Consider the following 18,001-nt stretch of genomic DNA (forward strand, 5'->3'; position numbering starts at 1 on the left):
CTTACGCCGCCTTCTGCGCGCTTTTCGCGCGAATGCCGAGCAAATGGCTGATCGCGAACACGAGATCGGCGCGGTTCATGGTGTAGAAATGGAAGGTGTCGACGCCGTGCTTGGCGAGCTTCTGCACCTGGCCGGCCGCAACGGTCGCGGCCACCAGCTTGCGCGTCTCGGCATCGTCATCGAGGCCCTCGAACTTCGCCGCGAACCAGTCGGGCACCGTGGTGCCAGCACGGGTCACGAAATTGCGCGCCTGCTTGAAGTTGTGCATGGGCATGATGCCCGGCACTACGGGGATGTCGATGCCGCGCGCACGCACGCGGTCGAGATAGCGGAAGTAGAGATCGTTGTCGAAGAACACCTGCGTGATCGCGCGCGTCGCGCCCGCATCGACCTTCGCCTTGAGCGTGTCGATATCGGCATCGAAGTCGCGCGCTTCGGGGTGCTTCTCGGGGTAGGCAGAGACCGAGACCTCGATGTCGCCGTGCCGCTTCTTGATGCCGGCGACGAGCGCGGCCGAGCTCTGATAACCCTCGGGATGGCTCGAATAGGGCGTGCCGATGCCGCCGACGGGATCGCCGCGCAAGGCCACGATGTGGCGGACGCCGACCTCGTGATAGCGGTCGACGATCTCGTCGATCTCGCCGCGCGAAGCGCCGACGCAGGTCAGATGCGCCGCCGGCAGCAGCGCGGTCTCTTTCAGGATGCGCGTGATGGTCGAATGGGTGCGCTCGCGGGTCGAGCCGCCGGCGCCATAGGTCACCGAGACGAATTTCGGCTCGAGCGGGGCCAGCCGGTTGATGGTCTCCCAGAGATTGCGCTCCATCTCTTCCGTCTTCGGCGGAAAGAACTCGAAGGAGATCGCGGGCCGCTTCAGGTGCCTGTCCTGCCGGTCGGCTGTCGCAGGCGTCGTCAGGTCAGTCATGGCGCCACTCACTCCAATGTCAGGCCGGCGATCGGTCTAGCCTCGGAGAGCTAAAATACGGCAAAGGCCCCTTGATCGACAGCCCATCATGCATGGGAAGTTGCCCATTCAGGTACAGTTTACGGGGTCTTTCTGGCGAATCATGTTTTGGGTGGGAAGCGTGCTGAATGACATAAGTTGTTGAATTTTCAGATATTTCTCTCGTCAGCCATATTTTGTGAACGATTTTCTTGGTGGGCAGACCAAAACCGTCTGCAAAGTAGCGGCGGTTGTCCCAACTCCAGCCGCTGGCGTGCCAGCCCGTCCGTACACGTCAGGCCTGCGCAGCCTGCCCATTGTCGCCGCGACCGCCTCCATTACGTTAAGCCGCGATGATCCCGCTCTCCGTCCTCGACCTCTCCGTCGTCACATCAGGCACCAAGCCCGCCGCGGCGCTGCGCAACAGCATCGATTTGGCGCGTCACGTCGATGGCCTCGGCTATGTCCGCTACTGGCTCGCCGAGCATCACAATCTCGCCTCCGTCGCGAGCCCCGCGCCCGACCTGATGATCGGCCAGATCGCGGCGGTGACGAAGCACCTCCGCGTCGGTTCCGGCGGGGTGATGCTGCCCAACCATGCGCCGCTGGTCATCGCTGAGCGCTTCAAGATGCTGGAGGCGCTATTTCCGGGCCGGATCGATCTCGGTCTCGGCCGCGCGCCGGGCACCGATGGTGCGACGGCTTACGCGCTCAGGAGCCGGCTCGACCGCCGCGAGGGCGACGATTTCCTGGAGCGGCTGCACGAGTTGATCCTGTGGGAGACGCGCGAATTCCCCGCGGGGCACCCCTACAACAACGTCGTCGCAATGCCCGACGACACCAGACTGCCGCCTATCTGGCTGCTCGGCTCCAGCGATTATTCCTCGGAATTGGCCGCCCAGGTCGGCATGGGCTTCGCCTTCGCCCATCATTTCGCGTCCCACGACGCGATCGATGCGATGGTGCATTACCGCAATCGCTTTCAACCCTCGGCCTGGCGTGCGAGCCCACATGCCATTCTCGCGGTCGCCGTCATTGCGGCCGATACCGACGAGGAGGCCGAAAGGCTCGCCTCGTCCTTCGACCTCAACCGTCTTCGCCGCGACCGCGGTCAATATCTGCCGCTGCCGAGCGTCGAGGAGGCGATGGCTTATCCGTATACGGACGCCGAGCGCACCTCGATCCTGCGCAACCGCTCGCGCCTGTTCGTCGGCAGTCCCGCGACGGTGCAGAAGAAGCTGCAGCCGCTGATCTACGCAAGCAAGCCGGACGAGCTGATGGTGATCACGGCGGTATATGACCACGCGGCGCGAAAGAAGTCGTATTCGCTGCTGGCGGAGGCATTCGGGCTCAGAGCGGCGGGGTAGCTTACCCTCCCCTGGAGGGGGCGGGTCGATTGCGCGCAGCGCGAGCGGGGTGGGGTGATCTCTCCACTCGGGCAGTATTCGACGTGGAGAGACCGTCACCCACCCCGCTACGCATTGCGCTGCGCTCCATGGGGAGCGACCCACGGGCGAGCTGCGCTCTCCCGGACCCCTCCAGGGGAGGGTGAGGGATCAATCCTGCACTTCGCTGAACGTGGCGCGGAACGGATGGCCCGGATATACGCCGACGATGCGGAATTCGCGCGAGAAGAATTTCAGCTCCTCGATGGCGAAGGCGAGGCCCTTGTCATCGGGATGGCCGTCGACGTCGGCATAGAACTGCGTGGCGAAGAAATTGCCGTCGACCATGTAGCTCTCGAGCTTGGTCATGTTGACGCCATTGGTGGCGAAGCCGCCGAGCGCCTTGTAGAGCGCCGCCGGCAAATTGCGCACCCGGAACACAAAAGTCGTGACGAGCGGCCCGGTGCCTTGGGGCGCCCATTTCGGCTCGCGCGCCAGCACCACGAAGCGAGTGGTGTTGTGGGCCTCGTCCTCGATGTCCTCGGCGAGGATGTCGAGACCGTAGATCTTTGCAGCAAGGCGCGAGGCGATCGCGGCCACCGTCTTGTCCTTGCGCTCCGAGATGTCGCGGGCGCTGCCGGCGGTATCGGCATGCACGATCGGCTTGATGCCGAGCTTGCGGATGATGCGCCGGCACTGGCCGAGCGCATGCACATGGCTCTCGACGCTCTTGATGTCTTCGAGCTTGGTGCCCTTCACGGCCATCAGCTGATGCCGGACCGGCAGAAACCATTCGCCGACGATGAAGAGGCCGGACGCCGGCAGGAGGTGATGGATGTCGGCGACGCGGCCGGCGACCGAATTCTCGATCGGGATCATGCCGAGATCGGCCTCGCCCGACGAGATCGCCGACAGCGCGTCTTCGAATGTGGCGCAGGGCATCGGTTCGGCGTCGGGATAGGCCTCGACGATGGCGATGTGGGAATTGGCGCCAGGCTCGCCCTGGAATGCGATCTTCATCTTGCTCATGCTCGGCCTTGTAGCAGCGGCTCAGGATTTGGAAAGGATGCTGCGCGCGGTCTCGAGGTCCGCCGGCGTATCGACCCCGCGGGGCACGGTGTCGACGATGGTGAAATCGATGCGCATTCCGGCCTCAAGCGCCCGGAGCTGCTCGAGCTTCTCCTGCAATTCCAGCGGAGACGGCGGAAGAGAGACGTAGCGCTCCAGCGCGGCGCGGCGAAAGGCATAGAGGCCGATATGGTGATAACGCGGTCCGTCGCCGGTCGGGGCGGTCGCGCGGGTGAAATAAAGTGCGCGCATCCGCCTGCCGCCAACCGAGGTTCCGATCGCCTTCACCACGCTTGGGGCGAGATCCTCTTCCTCGGTGTGGATCCGCGAGGCCAGCGTCGCGATGTCCACGGCCGGGTCTTGCAGCGGCGGCAGCACCTCGCGGATGTTGTCGATCGTGATGGTCGGGAAATCCCCCTGGACATTGACCACGATCTCGGCTTTGCCCTCGGGATCGAGCTTCTGCATGGCCTCGTGGATGCGGTCGGAGCCGGAGGGGTGGTCGCCGCGCGTCATGACGGCCTCGCCGCCATGGGCGGTCACGACCGAGGCGATCTCGTCGGTGTCGGTGGCCACCGCGACCCTGCCGATTGCGGCGGCCTCGGCACGGCGCAGCACATGCACGATCATCGGCAATCCCGCGATATCGGCGAGCGGCTTGCCGGGCAGACGGGTGGCGGCCATGCGAGCCGGGATCAGCACCAGGATGCGGGGATCGATCATCGGGTTCAAAGGTCTGAGGTCAAGAGCCTGAAAACGGAGCGTTTTCCGCACCGGGACATGGGGTGGGGACGGGCCTGAAGCCGGATCGCTTATACGGGTTGCCAGACCCCGGGCAAACCGATATCTCAATGGCAAAACTCGGGGAAACAATAAGGAACGTTTGATTCTCCGAGGCTCGTCCTGCGGCCATCCGGGCCGCTGTTTCCTTCTTGCGGTGGGGCCTGGCCGGAAATGGACTCTTTCGAACTCAACAAGATTCTCGGCGCCGTGTTCGGTACCTGTCTCTTCCTGCTGGTGACGAGCTTCACCGCGAGTGCGCTGTTCTCCCCCAAGATGCCGGAAAAGCCGGGCTTCGAGATCGCGGTCAAGCAAGATGCCGGCTCCGGCAAGGAGGGCGCCGCCGCCGCACCGTCCGAACCGATCGAAAAGCTGCTCCAAACCGCCTCCGTCGAGAAGGGCGCCGCGGCCGCCAAGAAGTGTGGCGCCTGCCACACCTTCGAGAAGGGCGGCCCGAACCGGGTCGGTCCGAACCTCTATGGCGTCGTTGGCGAGCCCAAGGGCCAGGGCCGTGGTGGCTTCAACTTCTCGGCCGCCATAAAGGCCAAGGGTGGCAACTGGAGCTTCGACGACCTCAACAAGTTCCTCGCCAATCCGAAGGGCTTCATTCCGGGCACCGCGATGGGCTTTGCCGGTGTTGCCAAGGATTCCGAGCGTGCCGATATCATCGCCTATCTGAATTCGCAGTCGGAGAAACCTCAGCCGCTGCCGACGGCGTCAAAATAAGGTCCCAAGAACCGGCGCTCGAATACGGCCAGGCTGAAAAGTCTGGCCGTTTCCTTATCCGGGCCTCGCGGCGACGTTATCGGGGCGTTTGGCCGCATCCGATAGGCCGGCCGGGCTTCCAAGATGAGGAAAAAGCAACATATTCGGTCGAAACCTCGCCTATATTGGGAACTTAAAGGAGTAGCCTCCTTCAAGACAGGGATGTTGATTTGGCCATTACCCGACGCGATCTCCTGCTCACCGGCACTGCAGCCGCAGCGCTTCCAGCCCTTGGCTCCGTCGCGGGCGTTCCCGTCGGCGTGGCGCATGCGCAATCAGCAACTGAGCTGCCTTCCGGCGGGTTGCCTTGGCGCCACGCGCTGTCGCTGTTCGGAAAGGTCAAGTACCCCGCTGACTTCAAGCGCTTCGACTACGTCAATCCGGACGCCCCCAAAGGCGGTGTCGCGCGCCAGATCGCCGTCGGCACGTTCGACAATTTCAACATCGTCGTCTCCGGTGTGAAGGGCCAGGTCGCCGGTGCCGTCGCGTTCATCTATGAATCGCTCCTGACGCAGTCGCTCGACGAGGTCTCGACCGAATACGGCGCGCTGGCCGAAGCGGTCAGCCATCCCGACGATTTTTCCTTCGTCACCTATCGCCTGCGCCCGCAGGCGAAATGGCATGACGGCAAGCCTGTTACGCCGGAGGACGTGATCTTCTCGCTCGATTCCTTCAAGAAGAACCATCCGATGTACTCGGCCTATTACAGCCATGTGGTGAAGGCCGAGAAGGTCGGCGAGCGTGACGTGAAGTTCGTGTTCGACGCACCCGGCAACCGCGAGCTGCCGCTGATCGTGGGACAGCTGATCGTCCTTCCGAAACATTGGTGGGAGGGGACGGACGCGCAGGGCCGCAAGCGCGATATCGCCACCACCACGCTGGAAGTGCCGCTCGGCTCGGGCCCTTACAAGGTCAAGGAATTCGTCGCAGGACGCTCGATCGCGCTGGAGCGCGTCAAGGACTATTGGGGCCGCGATCTTCCCATCAATATCGGCCGCAATAATTTCGATGAGCTGCGCTACGAATATTTTCGCGACGGCACCGTTGCGATCGAGGCCTTCAAGGCCGACCAGGTCGATTGGCGCACCGAGAACAGCGCGAAGAGTTGGGCGACCGCCTATGATTTCCCGGCCGTGACCGAAAAGCGGGTAATCCTCGAGGAATTCGCCAATCGCAGCTCGGGCGTGATGCAGGCCTTCGTGCCGAACCTGCGCCGCGCCAAGTTCAGCGATCCGCGCGTGCGGCGCGCGCTCAATTATGCGTTCGACTTCGAGGAGATGAACAAGCAGATCTTCTACGGCCAGTACAAGCGCATCAGCAGCTATTTCGACGGCATCGACGAGCTCATGGCAACGGGCCTGCCACAGGGAAAAGAGCTGGAAATTCTCGAGACGATTCGCGCGGAGGTACCGCCAGAAGTCTTCACGACGCCCTACACCAATCCGGCCGGGGGGAGTCCGGAGGCGGTGCGCGACAATTTGCGTGAGGCGCTGCGCCTGTTCAAGGAAGCCGGCTACGAGGTGCGAGATCGCAAGCTGGTCGACGTCAAGACCGGTGCGCAGTTCTCGCTGGAATTGCTCAACTCGGATCCCAGCTTCGAACGAATTACGCTGTTCTACAAGCCGTCGCTGGAGCGGCTCGGCATTGCGGTGAGCGTTCGGACGGTCGATCCGACCCAATATGAGAACAGGACGCGCGAGTGGGACTTCGACATCGTGACGAATTCCTGGAGCGAGTCGCAATCGCCGGGCAACGAGCAGCGCGAGTTTTGGTCCTCCAAGTCGGCCGACATCGCCGGCTCGCGCAATCTTGCCGGGATCAAGAATCCGGCCGTGGACAAGCTGATCGAGCGGGTGATCTACGCCACTGATCGCGACGATCTCGTCGCGGCCACCAAGGCCCTCGACCGCGTGTTGCTGTGGAATCACTACGTCGTGCCGCAATGGACCTACAACAAGGTGCGCACCGCGCGCTGGGATCGCTTCGGCCGGCCGACGGAATTGCCCAGGTATGGTCTGTCCGGCTTCCCGTTCATCTGGTGGTACGACGCAGACAAGGCGGCACGGATCGCAAAGAAATCGTGAAGGACAATCCCCGCATGACGCAGATGTCACGCCGCCATGTGCTGGTCCTGGGTGTTGGCGGCGCCCTCGGGGCGTCCGTCGGCGCGCCGCTGCTGCGCAGCGCGCGAGCATCGGAAGCGGCGACCGAGGCGCACGGCATGTCGGCATTCGGCGATCTCAAATATCCCGCCGACTTCCGTCATTTCGATTACGTCAATGTCGACGCGCCGAAAGGCGGCACGTTCTCGCTAATCCCGTCGGTGCGGGCCTACAATCAGTCCTACCAGACCTTCAACTCGCTCAACGCCTTCATCCTGAAAGGCGACGGCGCACAAGGTATGGGTATGACGTTCTCGCCGCTGATGATCCGCGCAGCTGACGAGCCCGACGCAATGTACGGCTTGGCGGCCAAATCCGTGCAGATATCGCCGGACAAGCTGGTCTACCGCTTCGCGATGCGACCCGAGGCGAAATTCCACGACGGGACCAGGCTCACCGCCCACGATGCAGCCTATTCGCTGACGACTCTGAAGACCAAGGGGCATCCGCTGATCACCGTGCAGATGCGCGACATGGTCAGTGCCGAAGCCCTCGACGATGCGACGCTCGTCGTCACCTTCGCCAAGGGGCGTGCACGCGACGTGCCGCTCTATGTCGCCAGCCTGCCGATCTTCTCGAAGGCGTACTACGCCTCCCGCCCGTTCGATGAATCGTCGCTGGAGATTCCGCTCGGCTCGGGCCCGTACAGGGTCGGCAGGTTCGAGGTCAATCGCTACATCGAGTTCGAGCGCGTGAAGGACTGGTGGGCCGCTGATCTGCCGCCCTGCCGCGGCAGCTATAATTTCGATGTCGTCCGCTATGAATTCTATCGCGACCGCGACGTCGCCTTCGAGGGCTTTACCGGCAAGAGCTATCTTTATCGCGAGGAGTTCACTTCGCGCATCTGGGCGACGCGCTATGACTTCCCCGCGGTGAAGGAAGGCCGAGTCAAGATGGAGGTCGTGCCCGACGATACGCCCTCCGGTGCGCAAGGCTGGTTCATCAATACGCGGCGCGACAAATTCAAAGACCCCAGCGTGCGCGAGGCCCTGATCAACGCTTTCGATTTCGAATGGACCAACAAGACAATCATGTACGGCGCTTACGCTCGTACGGTGTCGCCGTTCCAGAACTCGGACCTGATGGCCGGCAATGCGCCGCCTTCGCCGGAAGAGCTGAAGCTGCTGGAGCCGTTTCGCGGCCAGGTTCCTGACGAGGTGTTCGCGGCGCCGTTCACGCCGCCGGCCTCCGACGGCTCCGGACAGGACCGCAGCCTGCTCCGCAAGGCGCAGCAATTGCTGACCGAGGCCGGCGTGCCCATCAAGGACGGCAAGCGGGTGCTGCCGAACGGCGAATTGTTCAAGATCGAGTTCCTGCTGGATGAGCCCTCGTTCCAGCCGCACCACGCGCCTTACATCAAGAATCTCGCGACGCTCGGCATCGAAGCGAGCGTGCGCCTCGTCGATGCCGTACAGCACAAAGCCCGGCAGGAAGATTTCGATTTCGACATGACCATCCAGCGCTTCAGCATGTCGGCGACGCCAGGCGATGCCATGCGCGCGTTCTTCTCCTCGCAGGTCGCAAACACCAAGGGCTCGTACAATCTGGCTGGCGTCGCCAGTCCGGCGATCGACGCCATGATCGAGAAGATCATGGCGGCCGACAGCCGCGAAGACCTGACCGTCGCCTGCCGCGCCTTCGATCGCCTGTTCCGCGCCGGCCGGTATTGGGTGCCGCAATGGTACAACAAGACGCACCGGCTGGCTTATTGGGATCAGTTCGGACATCCGCCGAAGCTGCCGCGCTATGCCAACGGCGTCGGCGCGCCCGACATCTGGTGGTATGAGCCCGCCAAGGCGGCCAAGCTCGAGCAGGCAAAATAGCCATGAGCGCCTATATCGCCCGCCGCCTTCTGCTAATGATTCCGACCCTGCTTGGGATCCTCTTCGTGTCCTTCGTCGTGGTGCAATTCGCGCCCGGCGGCCCGGTTGAACGCGTGATCGCGCAGCTCTCGGGCGCCGACACCGGCGGCACCTCGCGCATATCGGGCGGCAGCGATTTTGCGCAGCGCGCGCCGGGGCAGGTCGGTGCCGGCAGCGATTCCGTCAACTCGAAATATCGCGGCGCGCAGGGCCTCGACCCCGATTTCATCAAGAAGCTGGAAGTGCAGTTCGGCTTCGACAAGCCGGCGCCGGAACGCTTCCTGCTGATGGTGTGGAACTTCGCCCGCTTCGATTTCGGCAAGAGCTATTTTCGCGACGTCAGCGTGCTGCAGCTCATCAAGGAAAAGCTGCCGGTCTCGATCTCGCTTGGCCTCTGGCTAACACTTCTGACCTACCTGATCTCGATCCCGCTCGGCATTCGCAAGGCCGTGAACGACGGGGCGCGGTTCGACACCTGGACCTCGACGGTGCTCGTGCTCGGCTATGCCATCCCCGGTTTTCTGTTCGCCATTCTCCTCATCATCCTGTTTGCCGGCGGCTCCTTCTTCAACTGGTTCCCGCTGCGCGGACTGACCTCGGACGGCTGGTCGCAGTTTCCCTGGTATTGGAAGATCATCGATTATTTCTGGCATCTGACGTTGCCACTTATCGCCATGGGGCTAGGTGCCTTCACCACCATGACGTTCCTGACCAAGAATTCGTTCCTGGATGAGATCCGCAAGCAATACGTCATGACCGCCCGCGCCAAGGGCTGCAGCGAGAACCGGGTGCTCTATGGCCACGTCTTCCGCAACGCGATGCTGATCGTGATCGCCGGCTTCCCCGGCACTTTCATCCACGCCTTCTTTTCCGGCTCGCTGCTGATCGAGACCATCTTCTCGCTGGACGGGCTCGGACTGCTCAGCTTCGAGAGCGTGCTCAATCGCGATTATCCCGTGGTGTTCGGCACGCTCTACATCTTCTCGCTGGTCGGCCTCGTGATCAACCTGATCTCCGACCTGACCTATATGTGGATCGACCCCCGGATCGATTTCGAAGCGCGGGAGGTCTGATGACGATCACCGCGCCGACGCCGATCGAGACCACAGCGAAGTCGCCGCTCGGCGATGCCGTTCCGATCACGCGCAAGCCGTTCGCTCCATCGCCGCTTAACCGGCGGCGGTGGCAGAACTTCAAGGCGAACCACCGCGGCTACTGGTCCTTCTGGATCTTCATCGGCCTGTTCGTGATCTCGCTGTTCGCCGAGCTGATCGCGAACGATCGGCCCTTCCTGATCAAGTTCGATGGCCGTCTCTATTGGCCGGCTTTCGTCACCTATTCGGAGACGACGTTCGGCGGCGATTTCGAGACGGCGGCCGACTATCGTGACCCCTACTTGCAGAAGCTGATCAAGGAGAAGGGCGGCAGCATCGTCTGGCCGCTGATCCGTTACTCCTACGATACCCACAATCTCGATCTGCCGACGCCGGCGCCGTCGCCGCCGACCTGGATGCTGACGGAGAAGCAGTGCAAGCCGGTGGTGGAGAAGAAGGGACTGAAGAGCTGCCGCGATCTCGAATACAATTGGCTCGGCACCGACGATCAGGGCCGCGACGTGGTGGCGCGGCTGATCTACGGCTTCCGCATCTCGGTGCTGTTCGGCCTTTGCCTCACCATCGTTTCGTCGGTCATCGGCATCGCGGCGGGTGCGGTGCAGGGCTATTTCGGCGGTTGGGTCGATCTGATCTTCCAGCGTTTCATCGAGATCTGGACCGCGATTCCATCGCTGTATCTTCTCCTGATCCTGTCCTCGGTGCTGGTGCCCGGTTTCTTCGTGCTACTCGGCATCTTGCTGCTGTTCTCCTGGGTCTCGCTGGTTGGCCTCGTGCGGGCCGAATTCCTGCGCGGGCGCAATTTCGAATACGTCCAGGCGGCACGTGCGCTCGGCGTCTCCAATCCTCTGATCATGTTCCGCCACCTGCTCCCTAACGCGATGGTCGCGACCATGACGTTCCTGCCGTTCATCGTTTCGAGCTCGGTGATGACGCTGACGGCGCTCGATTTCCTCGGCTTCGGCCTGCCACCGGGATCGCCCTCGCTCGGCGAATTGCTCTCGCAGGCCAAGGCCAATGTGCAGGCACCGTGGCTCGGCTTCTCCGGCTTCTTCTCGGTCGCGATCATGCTCTCGCTGTTGATCTTCATCGGTGAAGCCGTGCGCGACGCCTTCGACCCGCGCAAGACGTTCAGGTAAGGCCATGGATGCGATCAACCAGCCCCTGCTCGCCGTTCGCGACCTCTCGGTGGCCTTTCACCAGGGCGGCGCCACCACGCTTGCGGTCGACAAGGTCTCGTTCCAGATCAAGCGCGGCGAATGCGTCGCGCTGGTCGGCGAGTCCGGCTCCGGCAAGTCGGTCAGCGCACTCTCGATCCTGAAGCTGCTGCCGTATCCGAATGCCTCCCATCCCTCCGGCAGCATCCGCTTCAAGGGCCAGGAGTTGATCGACCAGTCCGAGCAGCAGATGCGGGAGATCAGGGGCAGCGACATCTCCATCATCTTCCAGGAGCCGATGACCTCGCTCAATCCGCTGCACACGATCGAGGCGCAGATCGGCGAGATCATCCAGCTGCACAATCCGACCAGCAATGCGCAGGCCCGCAAGCGGACGCTGGAGCTCTTGACCCAGGTCGGCATTCCCGATCCAGAGACGCGGCTGAACAGCTATCCGCACCAGCTCTCCGGCGGCCAGCGCCAGCGTGTGATGATCGCGATGGCGCTCGCCAACGAGCCGGACCTTCTGATCGCGGACGAGCCGACCACGGCGCTCGACGTCACCGTGCAGGCGCAGATCCTGGCGCTGCTCGCCGAGATCCGCGCGCGGCTCGGCATGAGCCTGCTGTTCATCACCCACGATCTCGGCATCGTGCGCCGCATTGCCGACACCGTCTGTGTCATGAAGGGGGGCGTGATCGTCGAGCAGGGTCCGGTCGAGCAGGTCTTCAAGACCCCGAAACATCCCTATACACGCGACCTGCTCGCGGCGGAGCCCAAGCCCGATCCGGCGCCGCCGCAGCCGAATGCGCCGGTGGTGATGTCGGCCAATGACCTAAAAGTCTGGTTCCCGATCAAGCGCGGCCTGATGCGCAAAACGGTCGGTCACATCAAGGCGGTCGATGGGGTCAGTGTCGCCGTACGCAAGGGCGAGACGCTCGGCGTCGTCGGCGAATCCGGCTCGGGCAAGACCACGCTGGGGCTGGCGCTGCTGCGGCTGATCTCCTCGAACGGACGCATCGTGTTCTTAGGGAACGACATCCAGGGCCTGCGCTTCAAGGAGATGCGTCCCTTCCGGCGCGACATGCAGATCGTGTTTCAGGATCCGTTCGGCTCGCTCTCACCGCGCATGTCGGTCGCCGACATCATCGCCGAGGGCCTGTCCGTGCATCAGCCGGCGCTCTCGCGCGAGGAACGCGAGGCGCGCGTGGTCAAGGCACTCGAGGATGTCGGACTCAATCCGGAGACGCGCTTCCGCTATCCGCACGAATTCTCCGGCGGCCAGCGTCAGCGCATCTCGATCGCGCGCGCGATCGTGCTGGAGCCTGATTTCGTCGTGCTGGACGAGCCGACCAGCGCGCTCGACATGCTGTTCCAGGCGCAGATGGTCGATCTGTTGCGCGAGCTTCAGCGCAAGCGCGAGCTCACCTACATGTTCATTTCGCACGATTTGCGCGTCGTCGCCTCGCTCGCCAGCCACCTCATCGTGATGCGCGGCGGCAAGGTCGTCGAGGAGGGGCAGGCGGCCGAGCTGTTCAGGAATCCGAAGACGGATTATACCCGAGCGCTGTTCGCGGCCGCGTTCCGGCTGGAGACGGCCGGGAACGGGGCGGTGGCGACGTAGCGCTCCGTCAGAGCCGCTTGATCGCGACGACCTCGCTGCCAGCCGCCTTGATCCGCGCGATCGCCGGCTCGATCGGCTCGATCACCGTTGCCATGTGATGCGCATTGGCGTGAACCATGGTGGTGGCGTCGCGCACGATGGCGACATGACCTTTCCAGAAGATCAGATCGCCGCGCTGCAAGCTGCTCCGCTCATGCGGCTCCAGCGTGCGGCCGAGACCGGCGAGCTGCATGTCGCTGTCGCGCGGGCAGCCGATCCCGGCTGATGTCAGCGAGACCTGGACGAGGCCGGAGCAATCGATGCCAAAGCTGCTCTTGCCGCCCCAGAGATAGGGCGTGCCGACGAAGCGCTCGGCCACCGCGACCAAATCCGGCTCGCGATGATCGAGCGGGATGAGATGCGTTCTCGGCAGATATCTGCCGTCGTGCGTCACGGCGAAGCTGCCGTCCTCGCGCGCCACGGCAAGCTTCGATCCCATCACGAGCGTGTCGGCCGGCGGCAGCTTGATCGAGGGGCCGGGGAACGCAAACGTCCGCAGTGCGCCGACCACGTGCGTTGGGGCGGCCGACGGCTTTGCGAGCGCCGCATCCGGGAGCCAGCCGACATAGCCATCGCTACTGAGCTGGCCCCAGGCCCAACCCTCGCCGTTGCGGTCGTAGATGGTGACGCGTTCGCCGCGCAGCGCTTCGGTCATCAACGTCGCGTTGGAGGACGGCTGCTCGCGCATGGGCGCGATCGGCTCGACGACCTCGAACTCGTCACCCTCGACGAAGCGCTGCGCCTCGACCTTGCCTTCGAGATATTTGGCGGCAAGGTCGCCCCGCGCCGGCGTCAGCCTCGGGTCGTGTCCTGGATCAGGCATAGCGCTCGCTCAGCAATGCGTAGATGGCGCGTGCGGCCTGGCATTCGCCGCCCTCGGGCCGCGCCGGCTTCGCCGACGGCGTCCAGCCATAGATGTCAACATGGAGCCAGCTCTTGGCGTGCTCGACGAAGCGTTGCAGGAACAGCGCGCAGGTGATCGAGCCGGCGAAACCGCCCGAGGGTGCATTGGTGATGGTGGCGGTCTTGGAGTCCAGCCAGGCATCGTAAGGCGGCCACAGCGGCATGCGCCACAACGGATCGTTCTCCCTCATCGCGCAGCGCGCGAGGTCGGCAGCCAGCGTCTCATCATGGGTGTAGAACGGCGGCAGATCCGGCCCCAGTGCGACGCGGGCCGCGCCGGTCAGCGTGCCCAGGTCGATCAGCAGATCGGGCTTCTCCTCATCGGCCAGCGCCAGCGCGTCGGCGAGAACGAGGCGGCCTTCGGCGTCGGTATTGCCGATCTCGACGGTGATCCCTTTGCGCGAGGTGAAGATATCGAGCGGGCGGAAGGCATTGCCGGCGACGGCGTTCTCCACCGCCGGAATCAGCACGCGCAGCCGCACCTTCAGCTTCGCATCCATCACCATGCGCGCCAGCGCCAGCACGTTGGCTGCGCCGCCCATGTCCTTCTTCATGATCAGCATGCCGCTCGACGGCTTCAGGTCGAGCCCGCCGGTGTCGAAACAGACGCCCTTGCCGACCAGCGTCACCTTGGGATGATCAGGATCGCCCCAGACGATGTCGATCAGCCGCGGCGCGCGGCTGGAGGCCATGCCGACGGCGTGGATCAGCGGAAAGTTCTTCGCCAGCTCTTCGCCGACGGTGCAGGAAAAGCTCGCGCCGAACTCGGTGGCGAGCGCTTGCGCGGCCGCGGCGAGCTCATCCGGGCCCATGTCGTTGGACGGCGTGTTGATGAGGTCGCGCGCGAGCATTGCCGCATCGGCAATCCGCTCGATCTCGGCCGCGTCGACACTGTCAGGCGGCACCAGCCGGATCTCGGGGCGATCTGCCTTGCGGTAGCGGGCAAAGCGGTAGCAACCCAGTGCGAAGGCGAGCGCGGCCAGCCGCGCATCGTGCGGTGCATTGGCAAACCGATAGGTGCCGGGCGGCAAGAGGCCGGGCAGGGCGCCGGGCCGAAACAGGTCGCGCGATCTTGCATCCTCTTCCTCGAGCCCGAACAGCACCTGCGCAATGGTGCCGTCGGTCGCGGGCAGCGCCAGATAGCTGCCCGGCTTGGCGGCGAAGGCGCTGGCACGCGCGAACTGGCGTTGCGGCGGCGGCAGCGTCTCGGCGACCTGATCCCAGCTCGATTTGGTGACGAAGGTGATCGGGGTGGCGGTGGATGACGTCTCGAAGACAGAAGGCATTGGCGGGTCCGGATCGTCAGTTCAGGCGAGTCATGCGAACGGACGAGACTTCGCAGAGTTTGGCCGCCGCTGCAATCGGCTTTGCCGTCACCGTTCAGCGAGCCGCTACTCGCCGCAAGGTGGGCATGCGGTTCGATGCGCTCGACGAGATCTGCAAGCGGCTTACGATCGAATATTGACCGGGCGCGACGAAACCGTCCGCGGACAAATCTCGTATCTCACGCCGAGAGCTGCCGTTCGCAACGCCACGGCCGCAGGGCTTTACTAGCGCTTCGGTTGTGTCATTATCGACGAACATTTCAGATTGTGTCGCTTGTTCTGCATGAACCCGAACGCAGACACGCGGCGGCATGGTGCCTGCCCAGGTTGGGTCGATACGGCTGAATCTGCTCGTCGAAGCATTTTTCTCATTGTTTGGGCGGCGCAGCATATGCAGATGAGCGGCGCAAAATGGATAGATCGTTCGTTGTTGCGCAGATTTCCGACCTGCATCTGGACGGGTCGGGCCGGCTGCTTCCGGCCATCGAGACGCTCAGGGCCGCGATTTGCGAGAAGATGGCGGCTGCCGCGAATGTTCCCGATCGCATCCTGCTGATCACGGGCGATCTGGTGGACGACCCAACGCCGCGCGCGCTCGACGAGGCGCTCGCCGTCATCGCATGCTTCCGGCAGACGGGGCTATTCACCGACATCCAAGCCGTGGCAGGCAATCACGACGTCAAGCGGCCGAGCCAGCGTGCGGGCCGTCACGACGCCTACGATTACCTGCACCTGCCGCGGACGGCGAAGAATGTCTATTACCGTCAGGCAGGCCTCGACCTGGTGCTGCTCGATTCCAATCGCGCCAACTTGAAGGCGCTCGCGAGCGGCAAGATCGACGAGAGCGCTTATAAGGCGATGGTCGCCGATTCCGCCCGGCTGAGCGCCGAGGTCGCGGGAAGCATCGGTTCGGCCGGGCGCGCCGACTACGCCGAGCCGGCGGAAAATCTGGTGCGTGTGCTGGCCCTGCACCATCACCCACTGCCGCAGGCCACCGGCGAAGGAAAGCGCTTTCTAGGCATGCCGGACGAGCCGCTGATGTATCTCGCCGCACCCGCGACCTTCCTCGAGGCCGCCACCTCGCTCAATGTCGATCTGGTTCTGCACGGTCATCGCCATGTCGAGGGGCTGACCCGCTATTCCATCCCCGATCCGCGTGCGACGTCGCGCGAGAGCGGTGAGGCGTTCTGGCGCACGATCTACGTGCTCTCCTGTCCGTCCTCGACCGGGCAAGCCGGCGACGATGCCGGTTTCAACCTCGTCCATTTCGGCCCCGCGTCCCATGCCGGCCGCAACGAGCACCGCTTCGCGATCACCCGCTATACGAGGCTCCGCAACGATGCGGCCTTCAGGCCGCTCGATTCCAACCTGCCGGGCGGCGTCATCAGGCTGCCGGCGGGGCGGGATTTTTCCCGCGATCCGGCCGTCCAGTCGGCGATCGAGGCGGCCTCGTCCCGCACACTGAAACGCGACCAGGTCGCGGCGATCGTCCGCCGGCTGTTCATGCGTGGCAGCTTTTACGATGAGGCGGAGCCGAACTGGGCGATAGCGCTCTACACCTACATGGTCTCGGCCCATGCCTGGGCGGAGCTCGAGCGTAAGGCCGCGAGATCCCGGCCGGGATTCGACAGCGACGCGCTCGCCGCGGTGAAGACGTTGCTCGGCCGATTGATCGAGCAATCCGCTGACGTGCTCGGCATCGATCGCGCTCAGCTCGATGAGCTCTACGGGAGAGGCCTGATCAATTGTAACGACTTCCTGCGTCAGGTGCCGCGGCTGCCTTCTGAAGGTGTCGACGTTCAGCGGCGGGGGCGGCAGAGGCTGCAACTGCTGCTGGAGCTGGATCAGCAGGTGCAGGCGCTCGGCCCCGATCTCGGCCTCGGCGGCAAAGCGCCGCCGCAACCATCGCCGGCGTGAGAGAAGCGCGTCTGAGCGCTGTTAACCGGCCGTTAGGGTTAACATTCTACTGCTGACACGTTCGGCTCGATCGAGCAGCTCGAGAGTCAAAGCGTCATGCGTCAACGGATCAGGCTTACCCGGCTACTTGCTTCGACGTCGCTGGTCGCGACAGTGGCGATGAGCCTCGGCGGCTGCACGGCGATGTCGAAGCTCTCGGAGGTGACGGGCTCGGTCGGCCCCCGGGCGGACGCGGCCTCCGCCGATCGCGCGCCCACCGATCCGGCGCGTGCGGTCGAAGCCTATGGCGAGCGCTACCGCGCCAATCCCAAAGATGCCGACGCCGCGCTCGCCTATGGACAGGCCTTGCGCGCCAACGGCCAGCGCGCCCAGGCCGCCGCCGTGCTCGAGCAGGCGACCATCGCCAACCCCGGCAACAAGGCGCTGCTTGCCCAGTACGGCCGCGCGCTCGCCGACAACGGCAATTTCCAGCAGGCCTTCGACGTGCTGTCGAAGGCGCATTCGCCCGACAATCCGGACTGGCGCCTGCTCTCCGTGCAGGGCACCGCGCTCGACCAGATGGGCCGTCATGAGGAGGCGCGATCCTATTACGCGAGCGCGCTCAAGATCGCACCGGGTGATCCCGGCGTGCTCTCCAACCTCGGCCTGTCCTACATGCTGTCGAAAGAGCTGCCGAAGGCGGAAGAGGCGCTGCGGCAGGCGCATGCCTCGCCGCGTGCCAGCGCCCGGGTCCGGCAGAATCTCGGCCTGGTCGTCGGCCTGCAGGGCCGCTTCGCGGAGGCGGAGACCATCGTCAAGGCGGACCTGCCGCCGGACCAAGCTGCGGCCAATGTCGCCTATCTCAAGGAGATGCTGAGCCGTAGCGAGGCCCCGCGCGGCGCGCCGAAGCGGACGCCGGTCGCTTCGCTGAGCCAGCCCGGCTGATCATCTGACTTCCTGGCCTTGGTGGCGGACCGTACGGT

General features: G+C 64.2%; 14 protein-coding genes. 9 read left to right on the top strand and 5 right to left on the bottom strand.

The annotated features are described in order from the left end of the window. Window position 1 precedes the first annotated feature (1 nt). Entirely contained in the window at window positions 2–922 is a 921-nt protein-coding gene (gene metF, locus I6F33_RS03095; RefSeq protein ID WP_225141050.1) for a methylenetetrahydrofolate reductase [NAD(P)H], read from the bottom strand. A 371-nt stretch (window positions 923–1,293) separates the two neighbouring features. On the opposite strand from metF, the gene I6F33_RS03100 reads away from it, so the two are divergent. Continuing rightward, window positions 1,294–2,307, top strand: a complete 1,014-nt coding sequence (locus I6F33_RS03100; RefSeq protein ID WP_109142420.1) for an LLM class flavin-dependent oxidoreductase — start codon at window positions 1,294–1,296, stop codon at window positions 2,305–2,307. Between the two features lie 189 nt (window positions 2,308–2,496). On the opposite strand, the gene I6F33_RS03105 is transcribed toward I6F33_RS03100, so the two are convergent. Together I6F33_RS03105 and I6F33_RS03110 are read right to left on the bottom strand one after the other, a co-directional pair. Then, window positions 2,497–3,354 (bottom strand): prephenate dehydratase, encoded by an 858-nt coding sequence (locus tag I6F33_RS03105; protein ID WP_035998021.1) that lies wholly within the window; start codon window positions 3,352–3,354, stop codon window positions 2,497–2,499. A 21-nt stretch (window positions 3,355–3,375) separates the two neighbouring features. Next, window positions 3,376–4,116, bottom strand: a complete 741-nt coding sequence (locus I6F33_RS03110; protein WP_035998024.1) for a 3-deoxy-manno-octulosonate cytidylyltransferase — start codon at window positions 4,114–4,116, stop codon at window positions 3,376–3,378. A 231-nt stretch (window positions 4,117–4,347) separates the two neighbouring features. On the opposite strand from I6F33_RS03110, the gene I6F33_RS03115 reads away from it, so the two are divergent. The 6 genes from I6F33_RS03115 to I6F33_RS03140 all read left to right on the top strand — a co-directional run bounded on the left by I6F33_RS03115 (window position 4,348) and on the right by I6F33_RS03140 (window position 12,855). Next, a complete protein-coding gene (locus I6F33_RS03115) occupies window positions 4,348–4,899 on the top strand; it encodes a cytochrome c family protein (RefSeq protein ID WP_035998026.1) in 552 nt (183 codons plus the stop codon). Window positions 4,900–5,108: 209 nt separating this feature from the next. Next, on the top strand, window positions 5,109–7,022 hold the full coding sequence (locus tag I6F33_RS03120; RefSeq protein ID WP_225141052.1) for an extracellular solute-binding protein: 1,914 nt from the start codon (window positions 5,109–5,111) through the stop codon (window positions 7,020–7,022). Window positions 7,023–7,036: 14 nt separating this feature from the next. Then, window positions 7,037–8,923, top strand: coding sequence for an extracellular solute-binding protein (locus tag I6F33_RS03125; protein ID WP_225141054.1), 1,887 nt, complete (start codon window positions 7,037–7,039; stop codon window positions 8,921–8,923). Window positions 8,924–8,925: 2 nt separating this feature from the next. Then, window positions 8,926–10,035 carry a microcin C ABC transporter permease YejB gene (locus tag I6F33_RS03130; protein WP_225141057.1) on the top strand — a complete coding sequence of 370 codons (1,110 nt, stop codon included), beginning with the start codon at window positions 8,926–8,928 and terminating at the stop codon, window positions 10,033–10,035. Beyond that, the gene (locus I6F33_RS03135; protein WP_036021579.1) at window positions 10,035–11,213 is read left to right on the top strand and encodes an ABC transporter permease; all 1,179 of its coding nucleotides are present in this window, start codon (window positions 10,035–10,037) and stop codon (window positions 11,211–11,213) included. The genes I6F33_RS03130 and I6F33_RS03135 overlap by 1 nt, the downstream gene beginning before the upstream one ends. A gap of 4 nt (window positions 11,214–11,217) precedes the next feature. Further along, complete coding sequence (locus I6F33_RS03140; RefSeq protein ID WP_036021581.1) at window positions 11,218–12,855, top strand: ABC transporter ATP-binding protein; 1,638 nt, start codon at window positions 11,218–11,220, stop codon at window positions 12,853–12,855. Window positions 12,856–12,862: 7 nt separating this feature from the next. On the opposite strand, the gene I6F33_RS03145 is transcribed toward I6F33_RS03140, so the two are convergent. Beyond that, the gene (locus I6F33_RS03145) at window positions 12,863–13,717 is read right to left on the bottom strand and encodes a C40 family peptidase (protein WP_225141059.1); all 855 of its coding nucleotides are present in this window, start codon (window positions 13,715–13,717) and stop codon (window positions 12,863–12,865) included. Then, complete coding sequence (locus I6F33_RS03150) at window positions 13,710–15,083, bottom strand: M17 family metallopeptidase (protein WP_225141061.1); 1,374 nt, start codon at window positions 15,081–15,083, stop codon at window positions 13,710–13,712. The genes I6F33_RS03145 and I6F33_RS03150 overlap by 8 nt, the downstream gene beginning before the upstream one ends. Window positions 15,084–15,533: 450 nt before the next feature. Between I6F33_RS03150 and I6F33_RS03155 the strand changes: the two genes are divergently transcribed. Further along, entirely contained in the window at window positions 15,534–17,039 is a 1,506-nt protein-coding gene (locus I6F33_RS03155) for a metallophosphoesterase (RefSeq protein WP_225141063.1), read from the top strand. 96 nt (window positions 17,040–17,135) lie between these two features. After that, the gene (locus I6F33_RS03160; protein ID WP_036021589.1) at window positions 17,136–17,963 is read left to right on the top strand and encodes a tetratricopeptide repeat protein; all 828 of its coding nucleotides are present in this window, start codon (window positions 17,136–17,138) and stop codon (window positions 17,961–17,963) included. Window positions 17,964–18,001: the final 38 nt, after the last annotated feature.

Source organism: Bradyrhizobium sp. BRP20, assembly GCF_020194215.1.
Classification (GTDB): domain Bacteria; phylum Pseudomonadota; class Alphaproteobacteria; order Rhizobiales; family Xanthobacteraceae; genus Bradyrhizobium; species Bradyrhizobium yuanmingense.